Here is an 11941-nt window from a genome sequence, read left to right as displayed (position 1 = left end):
GCGACGGCGCAGTGGACCCTACGGCTAGCTTCGCGGGCATGCACCTGGCGTAGATAGCGAGTGCTATATCACAGGAATTTGCGCAACGCTGTACTAGTAGTCACACGTGTGCCTGCGCGGCAGAAGAGGCGTGTGTGAGTCAGACGCGGGCCTGTGCGGCAGAAGAGACAGAGAGGGGCGCGTCCCCATAGATAAAAGGAGAGTCAAGGATGTCAAAGATTTATAACATTGCAATAGACGGCCCGGCAGGGGCAGGCAAGAGTACCATCGCAAAGGCTGTTTCTGCGAAACTCGGCTTCGTCTATGTGGACACCGGAGCCATGTACCGGGCCATGGCGCTGTATTTTTTACGAAAAGGAATCAGACCGGACGAGGAAGCCGTGATTTCGGAGGCGGTAAAAGAGGTGGGTGTCACCATTTCCTATGAGAACGGCGCCCAGCAGGTGATATTAAACGGAGAGAATGTGTCCGGTCTGATCCGGACGGAGGAGGTCAGCCAGATGGCCTCTGCCTCCTCCATATACTTACCAGTCCGCGAGAAGCTGGTGGAGCTGCAGAAGGAACTGGCCAGAAATGAGAATGTCATCATGGACGGCAGGGACATCGGTACGTGCGTGCTCCCGGAAGCGGATTTAAAGATTTATCTGACAGCGAGCACGGCGGTGCGGGCAAAACGCCGCTACGACGAGTTGACTGAAAAGGGCGAGCCGTGCAGCCTGGAGGAGATTGAAAAGGAGATTGCGGAGAGAGATTACCGCGATATGCACAGAGAAAACTCCCCGCTGAAACAGGCAGAGGATGCGGTTCTGGTCGATACCTCCGGCCTGACCATCGACGAGGTGATCAGCGAGATACTCCGGCTGGCGGCAGAATATGGGATTGGTTAGTCAGTTCTGGAAGAATTAAGGAGACAAAACGTTATGGAAGTGATTGTTGCTAAGACCGCGGGCTTCTGTTTCGGCGTCAAACGCGCCGTGGACAAGGTTTATGAACAGATAGAGCACGCCGGAAAACCGATTTATACCTACGGTCCGATCATCCACAACGAAGAAGTGGTAAAGGATTTTGAGGAAAAGGGCGTACGGGTCATCGAGTCAGAGGAGGAGCTTAAGGCACTCCGCGACGGAATCGTCATCATACGTTCCCACGGTGTGGGAAAGCATGTTTACGATATTCTGGAAGAGAACGGCATCGAGATTGTGGACGCCACCTGCCCTTTTGTGAAGAAGATTCATAAGATCGCACAGGAACAGAATCAGGCGGGAAGACGCCTGATCATCATTGGAAATGAATCGCATCCGGAGGTGCAGGGTATTAAAGGCTGGGGAAATGATAATACTTTAGTGGTGGAAACACCCGACCAAGTGGACAATTTGCCGTTTTCAGAGGGTGAAAAGCTGTGTATCGTGTCCCAGACGACATTTAATTACAAGAAATTTCAAGATTTAGTTGAAAAATTTTCTAAAACGCGTTATGATATACTTGTTTTAAATACGATTTGCAATGCAACACAGGAGAGACAGGTGGAAGCAAGACGGATAGCTTCAGAAGTGGACGCCATGATCGTGGTTGGTGGGAAGACGAGTTCCAATACCCAGAAGCTGTACGAGATATGCCAAAAGGAATGTAAGAACACTTACTATATCCAGACACTAGGTGATTTAGATCCTGAATGTATAAGTTCTGTGCGCAGCGTAGGTATTACAGCCGGGGCTTCAACCCCGAATCATATTATCGAGGAGGTTCATACTAATGTCAGAGTTAAGTTTTGAACAAATGTTAGAGGAATCATTAAAAACAATACGTACAGGAGAGATCGTCACAGGTAAAGTCATCGACGTCAAAGAAGATGAAATCGTCTTGAATATAGGTTTTAAATCCGACGGCATCATCCCGCGTAATGAGTACACGGATGACCAGAATTTAGATCTCGCAACTGTTGTATCTGTTGGTGATGAGATGGAAGCGAAAGTCGTTAAGGTAAACGATGGCGAAGGCCAGGTTGCGTTATCTTACAAGAGACTGGCAGCTGACAGAGGAAACAAGAGATTAGAAGAAGCGTTTGAGAACCATGAGGTTCTTACCGCAAAGGTAGCTGCTGTTCTGGACGGCGGTTTAAGCGTAGTAGTGGAAGGGGCGAGAGTCTTTATTCCGGCAAGCCTGGTATCCGACACATATGAGAAGGATTTATCCAAGTATGCAGACCAGGAGATCGAATTCGTAATTACCGAATTCAATCCGAAGAGAAGAAGAATTATCGGTGACAGAAAGCAGCTTATGGTTGCCAAGAGAGCCGAGATGCAGAAAGAATTATTTGAGAGAATCCATCCGGGAGATGTCGTAGAAGGAACGATTAAGAACGTAACCGATTTCGGTGCATTCATCGACCTTGGCGGCGCAGATGGTTTACTTCATATTTCCGAGATGAGCTGGGGAAGAGTTGAGAGCCCGAAGAAGGTTTTCAAAGCTGGCGAGAAGATGAGAGTCTTAATCAAGGATATCAATGGTGATAAGATCGCATTAAGCTTAAAGTTCCCGGAGACCAATCCGTGGAAGGATGCCGCTGTGAAGTACGCAGCAGGCAATATTGTAACCGGCAGAGTTGCACGTATGACTGATTTCGGCGCATTCGTTGAGTTGGAACCAGGTGTAGATGCATTGCTTCATGTATCTCAGATTTCCAGGGACCATGTAGATAAGCCATCTGACGTATTAGCCATCGGCCAGGAGATCGAGGCTAAGGTTGTTGACTTCAACGAAGACGACAGAAAGATCAGCCTGAGCATGAAGGCTCTTCAGATGCAGGATATGTCTCAGATGGATGAAGATGCACCGGTTTATTCTGACGAGGAATAATTTCTGAGTTATAGAAATGCAAGAGTTACGCCGCCCCATGGGATCGTTTTCTGATCCTGTGCGGGCGGCTTTTGTGTTTCGTATGCTTTGCGGAAACCGTACTCTGCGTCAGGGGAGAATGGCTGTTAAAGAAAACGCGCTCCGGTGCGAAAGTCCGGCAAGGCAGATTCTTTGCACTGTGAATTTTTGCGGACACTAATAAAACGGGTAATCGGATGTTTAGTAAAAAAATAATCATATATATTGTAGAATATACTTGAAAATATGGTTAATATCAGGTATAATAAACTCATTCAGGCAGATATCTTCTGCTGAATTTTAGACACACTTCTATGTAATTCTAATCGGTATTTGGATTGTCGGAAAATGGTTATTTAGAACCGTGATTTGCAGAACCGTTCATGGCCGTATCGGCCGCAAGTTCAGAGGCAGGAATCTAAGGAGGAAAGTGCATATGGCACAGGTGAAACCGCAACAGGTATTAGAAAGTCAGAAAAAGCAAGGAGGATTAAAGGGACGGGAGGCACAGAACGCACAGACCGGAAAGCCATTATTCCCGCTGATGAAAAAAAGCAGAGAACAGGTATTGGATATGCTGAAATCCAATCCGGATATATGGCATAAGTTTCAACTCCTGACGAATGAATTTCAGGAGGAGCTGATCGGATTTTCCATGGGAAGCAGCGGACTGAAAATCAGTTATGATCCCTTTTTTAAACTGATTTTTGATCCGGATGTACACAATGACCGCTTATCCATGATGCTCTCCTGTATTATGAAGCAGAAGGTGACGGTAAAACGGGTGTTATCCCCGGAATCTAACCGGATTACGGCGGAAGGCTCTTTGCTGATTATGGATGTCCTGGCAGAACTTGAGAGCGGAGAATTGGTGAACATTGAAATTCAGCGTATTGGCTACGCATTTCCGGGAGAGCGGGCCGCCTGCTATTCTTCAGATCTAATACTCCGGCAGTATAGCCGGATAAAAGGCAGGAAAGAGAATGGGTCTACATATAAGAAGCTTCAGAATGTGTATACCATTGTCCTGATTGAGAACAGCAGCGTGGATTTTCATAAAATCGCCGGACAATATATTCACCGCTCCAGCCAGGTGTTTGATACGGGGCTGGAACTGAATTTACTGCAGAAATATATTTTTGTGGCTCTTGATGTTTTCCGGGAAATCACTTACAATTTAAATGAGGAAATAGAGGCATGGCTGCTCTTCTTAAGTTCTGACAGGCCGGAGGATATCATGAGGATTATAGAGAGATACCCGGATTTTCGCGAAATTTACGAAGAGATAGCTCAATTTCAGGTAAAACCAGAGGAGTTGGTGGGTATGTATTCGAAAGCATTGGAGATTCTGGATAGAAATACAGTGCAGTATATGATTGAGGAACAGAAGCAGGAGATAGAGGAACAGAAGCAGGAGATAGAGGAACGTAAACGGGAGATTGTGGAACAGCAGCGGGAGATAGAGGAACATAAACGGGAGATGGAAGAACAGCAGCGGGAGATAGAGGAACATAAACGGGAGATGGAGGAACAGCAGCAGGAGATAGAGGAACATAAACGGGAGATAAAGGAGCAGCAGAAGGAAATTGAACGTTTGAAAAAACTTTTGGAACAAAGATAACTGGGTAACCCGGAAAGGCAGGCCAATGGATACAATGGATGGCCTGTTTTTTCTATCAAAGTCAAAGTCAGTTGCAGACTGTCTTAAGTATGTTAAGAGGAGAAGAGATGGATTCCAGCCATGAGATGATTATACCGAATGATAATTTGCCGTTTAAACTGTTTCTCTTTGAGGGCGGAGAGGGGAAGTATAAGAGGGCCAGTCACTGGCATCGGTCGATCGAGATTTTTCTTGTTATGGAGGGGAAGATCGATTTTTATCTGGGGGAGAACCATTTTCCAATTGGTGAGAAGGATTTTATTATAGTGAATTCCAATGAAGTGCACTCGATCGACGCGCCGCTTCCGAACCGGACCCTGGTATTGCAGATTCCTGTGCAGACATTTGAGGTTTACTTGCAGGAGCAGCCGTATCTGTCATTTTCCAGGAGATCGGGGGAGCAGAATGGGAAGCTGATGGGTCTTGTGATGGAGATGTACCGGACGTATGAGAGGAAAACGTATGCCTGGGAGCTGAAGATGGGCGGGCTGTTTGAATTTGTCAAGTATCTGCTTCTGACGGAGTTCAAGGATCAGGCGCAGGCTCCGGATATTATCAGGCAGAAGATCCATTTGGAGAAGCTGTCGGAGATTACGGAGTATATGAAAAATCATTACGACGAGGCACTGTCCTTAGAAAAGGTAGCGGACCGCTTTGGTTTTTCCCCTACGTATTTATCCAGAATATTTAAGCGGTACGCCAATATCACCTACCGCGATTATCTGCAGGATTTAAGGGTGGAGTACGCGGTGAAGGAGATGGTGCATACAGCCCATGAACTGGGTGATATTGCTGTGAATCACGGATTCTCGGACAGCAGGGCGTTTGCGAAGGCCTTTGCGAAACGTTACGGCTGTCTGCCCAGTGAATATAGGAAAAGGGCAAGAAAGTGCTATTAGGTGGTCAAGTTCCTGCTCACGTAATCTGACGGAAAACGGTATAATAAAACTATGGCAAATTGCGTGAAACAGGTAAGGAGGCAGCAAATGGAATATTTAATTGGTATTGATGTGGGGACATCGGCGACGAAGACCGTGCTGTTTGATAAAAAAGGCAATATAATTGCATCGGCTTCGAGGGAGTATCCGCTGTATCAGCCGCATAACGGCTGGGCGGAGCAGAAACCCGAGGATTGGCGGGACGCGGTGATTGCCACCGTGGAAGACGTGGTGAAAAAGGCGGGAGCGGGAAAGGACGAGGTAAAGGGAATTGGTATTTCCGGTCAGATGCACGGACTTGTCATGCTCGATGAAGTCGGGAATGTGATCCGTCCTTCCATTATCTGGTGTGACCAGAGGACCGGAGAAGAAGTGGAAGAGATGCTGGAGATCATGCCCCGGGAACGCTGGATTGAGATTACGGCCAATCCGCCTCTGACAGGCTGGACAGCGGCGAAGATCTTATGGGTGAGAAATCACGAGCCGGAGAATTATGAGCGATGCAGGCATATTCTGCTTCCAAAGGACTATATCCGTTACATATTAACTGGTGTGTTTGCGACTGAAGTGTCTGATGCCAGTGGGATGCAGCTTCTGGATGTGCCGAACCGCTGCTGGTCGGATGAGGTGCTGGAGAAACTGAACATTGATAAAGCTCTTCTCGGCAAAGTCTATGAGTCCTGCGAGGTTACGGGAACGATTCTGCCGGATATCGCGGAGAAGACGGGACTTTCCACAGAGACAAAGGTGGTGGGCGGCGCCGGTGACAATGCGGCGGCGGCAGTCGGTACCGGAGTCGTAAAGGACGGAACGGCATTTACGACGATCGGAACCTCCGGGGTCGTGTTTGCACACAGCAGCCAGGTAACGATCGACCCAAAGGGACGCGTGCATACGTGCTGCGCGGCAGTGCCAGGAACATGGCATGTCATGGGCGTGACGCAGGCGGCTGGACTTTCTTTAAAATGGTTTAAGGATAATTTCTGTCAGGACTATGTGGAAGAGGCAGAGAGACAGGACGTGGACGTCTATGACCTGATCAATCGTGATATTGCCAATATCCCGGCTGGCAGTGATAAGCTGATTTATCTTCCCTATCTGATGGGGGAGAGAACGCCCCATCTGGATCCGGACTGCCGCGGCGTGTTCTTTGGACTCTCTGCGATTCATACGAAGGCTCATATGCTGCGTGCCGTCATGGAAGGTGTTTCCTACTCTCTCTCTGACTGCAATGACATTTTAAAGGAGATGGGCATCGATGTTGACAGTATGATGGCCTGCGGCGGAGGCGGCAAGAGCCCTGTGTGGAGACAGATGCTGGCAGATTTATATGACTGCAGTGTGAATACGGTGAGACAGACGGAAGGTCCGGCACTCGGCGTGGCAATTCTGGCCGGAGTCGGCTGTGGAATCTACGAAAGCGTGGAGAAAGCCTGCGACGAGCTGATTTCTGAGGCGCAGAGCACCGGAGCGGATTCGAGTGTGGTTGGCAAATATAAGGCGTATCATGAACTCTATAAAGAGCTTTATGGGAATTTGAAAAACAGCTATAAGAAGCTTGCTGCTTTATAGGAGAAGAGGAGGAATACTTAAATGGGTATGCAGATCAAAGACATTTCAGACAAAGCGTTTTCTGCCTACGGAAAGGTGATTACCGGTCTTGATGTAACCGGTATCTTAAAAGAGATGGAACATACACCTCTCCCGGACGATGTTATCTATGTACCATCCGTTCCGGAGCTGGAGGCGCTGCCTGAGGCTTTAGTCATTCAGAACAATGTGTACGGGGAGCTTCCGATTCAGATCGGCTACTGCAACGGTCACAATACGAAGTTAAACGCGGTAGAATACCACAGAAACTCCGAGATCAACATTGCGGTGACGGATCTAGTCCTGATCATCGGAAAACAGCAGGATATCGGGGCAGATTACACGTACGACACATCTCTGATGGAGGCCTTTCTGGTACCGGCGGGAACGGTAATCGAAGTCTACGGCACCACGCTTCACTACGCGCCCTGCCACGTAGAAGACGGAGGTTTCCGGTGTGTGGTTGTCCTTCCAAAGGGAACCAACACGGATATGGAACCGTTGGAGATTAAGAACAAAGAGGACGCATTACTCTTTGCAAGAAACAAATGGCTGATCGGCCACGAGGAGGGCGGTCTTCCGGCAAATGCTTTTATTGGCTTAAAGGGTGAAAACCTGCACGTAGGCAATGAACAGTGAAGCAGCAGGCAGAACAATAAATAGAAAGAATCAGGAGGAAAATACATATGAACAACATACCAGAAGTAAAAGTAGGAATTGTGGCGGTCAGCAGAGACTGTTTCCCGGAATCATTATCTGTCAACAGAAGAAAGGCTCTTGTGGAGGCGTATGCTGCCAAATATGATGCAAAGAACATCTATGAATGTCCGGTCTGCATCGTAGAGAGTGAGATTCACATGGTACAGGCGCTGGAGGATGTGAAGGCAGCAGGATGTAATGCACTGGTCGTTTATCTTGGCAACTTCGGTCCGGAGATCTCCGAGACACTGCTCGCAAAACATTTCGACGGACCGAGCATGTTTATCGCGGCGGCAGAGGAGAGCGGCGACAACTTAACCCAGGGACGCGGTGACGCTTACTGCGGCATGTTAAACGCCAGCTATAACTTAAGACTGCGCAATATCAAGGCATACATTCCGGAATATCCGGTAGGAACCGCTTCAGAATGTGCGGACATGATCGAGGAATTCCTTCCGATCGCCAGAACACTGGTTGGATTATCCAGCTTAAAGATTATAAGCTTTGGACCGCGTCCGTTAAATTTCCTGGCCTGCAATGCGCCGATTAAGCAGCTTTATAACCTGGGCGTGGAGATTGAAGAGAACTCCGAGCTGGATTTATTTGAAGCATATAACAAGCATGCGGATGATCCGAGAATCGCCGATGTGATGAAAGATATGGAGAAAGAACTGGGCGAGGGCAACTTAAAGCCGGAGATTTTACCGAAACTGGCACAGTATGAGCTTACGCTGCTTGACTGGATCGAAGAGCACAGAGGCTACCGCAAATACGTTGCCATTGCAGGCAAATGCTGGCCGGCATTCCAGACACAGTTTGGTTTCGTTCCCTGCTATGTCAACAGCCGTCTGACCGGTATGGGTATCCCGGTATCCTGCGAAGTAGATATTTACGGCGCGCTGAGCGAGTTTATCGGAACCTGCGTGAGCCAGGATGCGGTAACACTTCTGGATATCAACAATACGGTGCCGGATGATATGTATGACGGCGATATCAAGGGCAAATACGACTATACACACAGAGATACCTTTATGGGATTCCATTGCGGAAATACATGTTCCAGAAAGCTTTCCGCATGTTCCATGAAGTATCAGATGATCATGGCAAGGGCGCTTCCTGAGGAAGTAACACAGGGTACTCTGGAGGGAGATATCCTTCCAGGCGACATCACATTCTTCCGTTTACAGAGTACGGCAGATTGTCAGCTTCGCGCCTACGTTGCACAGGGCGAGGTTCTTCCGGTTGCAACACGTTCCTTCGGTTCCATCGGAATCTTCGCAATTCCGGAGATGGGCAGATTCTACCGTCACGTTTTGATCGAGAAGAACTATCCACACCACGGGGCAGTCGCATTCGGCCATTTCGGAAAGGCATTATTTGAAGTATTCAAATATCTGGGCGTGGAAGATATCGGATTCAACCAGCCGAAGGGTATGCTCTATCCGTCTGAAAATCCATTTGCATAGGACGGGGATCGCTGCATAAGCGTGTTATGATGTGAGCGGCAGCCTGGCCTGGGCATTCTGCGTTTTCCGGCCTCAGAAAATAAGGTAATAATGAAGTGAAAAGCACATAGAGAGTAAATGATGACAGCAGGAGGATTACGCGGTGATTACCGCGTGATCTGTCCGGCTGTTTTTTTGCGTAATAGAGGTGCAATGAGATTTGGTAAGGCGGGATCTGCGGATTGTGAAAAGCCGGGGATTTCCTGGTTACAGTTCACTCCCCACCAGTGGCACCGCAGTCCGGTTCGGCCGGGCAGGCTTCCTCAGCCTTTCCAGTTCCGGTTTCGGGCATAAGAAGTTCTAAACGTGCAGAATTTTTCTAAAAACCAGGTGAAATTCCCAAACTCGCTGCGCTCAGACAAGTGGGAATTTTACCTGAACGAAAAATTTTGCGCGTTAAGAACTTCTAATACCCTGCAAAGTCACAGGAAAGGCTGAGGAAGCCTGCCCGGCCGAACCGGACTGCGGTGCCACTGGTGGGGAGTGAACTGTAACATTTCCTGAGAAAAGAAATCACCAGAAAGGACGTGTGCGGTGGAAAAAAAGGATGGTTTGTGCTATACTAAAACAAGCTGATTTGACTGGAGGAAGAGAAAATGAAAGTTGAGAAATCCGTTTGGAATGGAAAAGAAGGGTACCTTCTTCAGAATGAATCCATGGAAGTATTCGTGAATCCGGAGGATGGCATGAATATCTATCAGATGGATTGGGAAGGCCGCCAGATGATCGCCTGGGAAGAGGAACGCTATCAGAGAAAGGCGACGTACGGAGTACCGGTCCTCTATCCGACGCCTAACCGCTCGGAGAATTTAAAAATTCAGGCCTTTGGAAGGCTGTATGATGCCAGGATGCATGGTCTGGTGAAGAATCTGCCCTTCGAGGTGAAGGCGGCGGAGGCAGATGGACAGACTGCCCTGGTGACAGGTGTTTTGATGTGGAATGAGTCACAGCCGGATTTCCCGATGTTTCCATTCCCAAGTACATTAAGGATAACAGTCAAGGCGCTGTCTGATGAGGTGGTATGGAGCTATGAGGTGGAAAACTGCGGAGAGGGAGAAATGTCCTATGGCATCGCGGTCCATCCGTATTTCAATAAGAGAGAGCAGGAAGTGAAGATCACCGTTCCGGCCGCCTCTGTCATGGAAATGACGGAGGAGAAGATTCCTACCGGGAAGCTGATTCCGGCAGGAGAGACGGTACCGGATTTACGCTCACCCGCGTTGGTGGACAGCCTTTCCCTGGATCACGTATATACGGACTGCCAGGCGGGAGCGCATGCGGAAATCTTCTATAACGACTGCAAGGTAAAACTGGAAGCCACAGAGGAATTTGGCCATATTGTCGTGTTTACTCCGAAGGCGCCGTTCTTCTGCATCGAAAACCAGTCCTGTTCGACCGATTGTTTTAACCTTTTTGCAAAAGGATTCGTCCGTGAATCTGGGCTTCAGACCGTGAAGGCAGGGGAGAAGAAGTCCGGTGCGATCCGGTTTGTATTCGAGAAATAGCGGCATGACCCCTGACAATTTTCCGTGTAGTAATCACGGGAGACTTATGCTACAATAAAAAAGAAGCGAAAGTCCCTGCCGGAGCGGGCAGTTCATGGTGCAGATGGAAAGGAAAAGTATGAGAGGAACCATCAGGTATACGGTGATATGCGGCAGTTTAATATTGGCGGTTCTGTCGGTGGGATGCAAAACCGGGGGCCAGAGCGTTACCTATGCCGGTGAGCAGGTTCCTGCTGCGTCTGCACCGCAGAAAGAGGAGGAGATCATCTATCTGATCGGCGATGATGATGTGACGGAGCCGGAGAAGTCATCGGAAAAGCGGGATTCTCTGATTAATCCGGAGGGAAAGACTCTGGAGGAACGCTTCTTTACACCGGAAGGCTATACGAGAATTCCCAAGGAAATGGGAAGCTTTCAGGGATATTTAAGGCGATATGCGATGAAACCGGATCAGAGCCCTGTCCTTCTTTACGACGGAAGTGAGAAACAAAATCAGAGCGCCCATGCGGCGGTATTTTCCATGCCGGTATTTGATGGTGATCTGCAGCAGTGCGCCGACAGTATTATCCGCATCTACTCGGAGTATTTCTGGAAGATGGGGGACTACGATAAAATTGCGTTTCATTTAACCAATGGATTTTTAATGGATTATCCGGCCTGGAAATCAGGAAAGAGACTGGTGGTAGATGGAAATAAAACTTCCTGGGTTTCAAAATCCGGTTCCGATGATTCCTATGAGACGTTTTTAAAATACTTAAGAACAGTGATGATCTACGCTGGTACACTCTCCTTAAACGAGGAGGCGGTTCCTGTAAATGTGAGCGATATCCAGGCGGGAGACATGTTTATAAAGGGCGGGAGTCCGGGACACTGCGTCATGGTGGCTGATGTGGCGCAGAACAGAGACGGCAGCCGCTGTTTTTTGCTGGCTCAGGGCTATATGCCGGCCCAGGAATTTCAGATCATAAAAAATCCCCTTCACGGGGACGATCCGTGGTACTATGCAGCGGAACTGAACTATCCTCTTGTGACGCCGGAATACGTATTTAACGAGGGGAGTCTGAAGCGCTGGTATGGATTTGGATATTAAAGAAATCGTCAGGTTATCGCAAAGAAATTCCTATTCTCTTATGGTATGATAAAGAGAGAATGGGGAAATCAGATTGCGGC

10 protein-coding genes are annotated in these 11941 nt (G+C 48.4%); all 10 read left to right on the top strand.

Annotated features, from left to right (window positions below; genetic code table 11):
- Positions 1-209: 209 nt before the first annotated feature.
- Positions 210-887, top strand: coding sequence for a (d)CMP kinase (gene cmk / locus H8S75_RS10380; protein ID WP_187021300.1), 678 nt, complete (start codon positions 210-212; stop codon positions 885-887).
- Positions 888-920: 33 nt separating this feature from the next.
- The gene (ispH, locus tag H8S75_RS10375) at positions 921-1772 is read left to right on the top strand and encodes a 4-hydroxy-3-methylbut-2-enyl diphosphate reductase (RefSeq protein WP_002600373.1); all 852 of its coding nucleotides are present in this window, start codon (positions 921-923) and stop codon (positions 1770-1772) included.
- Positions 1753-2856: a 30S ribosomal protein S1 gene (rpsA, locus tag H8S75_RS10370; RefSeq protein ID WP_187021298.1), complete on the top strand. Its 1104-nt coding sequence runs from the start codon at positions 1753-1755 to the stop codon at positions 2854-2856. The genes ispH and rpsA overlap by 20 nt, the downstream gene beginning before the upstream one ends.
- 454 nt (positions 2857-3310) lie before the next feature.
- Positions 3311-4495 carry a PD-(D/E)XK nuclease family transposase gene (locus tag H8S75_RS10365; RefSeq protein WP_207729102.1) on the top strand — a complete coding sequence of 395 codons (1185 nt, stop codon included), beginning with the start codon at positions 3311-3313 and terminating at the stop codon, positions 4493-4495.
- Between the two features lie 89 nt (positions 4496-4584).
- A complete protein-coding gene (locus H8S75_RS10360; RefSeq protein ID WP_243270226.1) occupies positions 4585-5433 on the top strand; it encodes an AraC family transcriptional regulator in 849 nt (282 codons plus the stop codon).
- A gap of 87 nt (positions 5434-5520) precedes the next feature.
- Complete coding sequence (gene xylB, locus H8S75_RS10355) at positions 5521-7044, top strand: xylulokinase (RefSeq protein WP_187021293.1); 1524 nt, start codon at positions 5521-5523, stop codon at positions 7042-7044.
- A gap of 21 nt (positions 7045-7065) precedes the next feature.
- Positions 7066-7701: a DUF4867 family protein gene (locus H8S75_RS10350; protein ID WP_187021291.1), complete on the top strand. Its 636-nt coding sequence runs from the start codon at positions 7066-7068 to the stop codon at positions 7699-7701.
- Positions 7702-7748: 47 nt separating this feature from the next.
- Positions 7749-9227, top strand: coding sequence for an L-fucose/L-arabinose isomerase family protein (locus H8S75_RS10345; RefSeq protein ID WP_025530515.1), 1479 nt, complete (start codon positions 7749-7751; stop codon positions 9225-9227).
- A 635-nt stretch (positions 9228-9862) separates the two neighbouring features.
- A complete protein-coding gene (locus H8S75_RS10340) occupies positions 9863-10771 on the top strand; it encodes an aldose 1-epimerase (RefSeq protein WP_187021289.1) in 909 nt (302 codons plus the stop codon).
- A 118-nt stretch (positions 10772-10889) separates the two neighbouring features.
- Positions 10890-11861, top strand: coding sequence for a DUF4846 domain-containing protein (locus H8S75_RS10335; RefSeq protein WP_187021287.1), 972 nt, complete (start codon positions 10890-10892; stop codon positions 11859-11861).
- The last annotated feature ends 80 nt before the right edge of the window (positions 11862-11941 follow it).

The sequence above is a fragment of the Hungatella hominis genome, from assembly GCF_014288005.1.
GTDB lineage: Bacteria > Bacillota > Clostridia > Lachnospirales > Lachnospiraceae > Hungatella > Hungatella effluvii.
The sequence above is the reverse complement of the archived record's forward strand: the minus strand, read 5'-3'. Positions and strand labels throughout refer to the sequence as shown.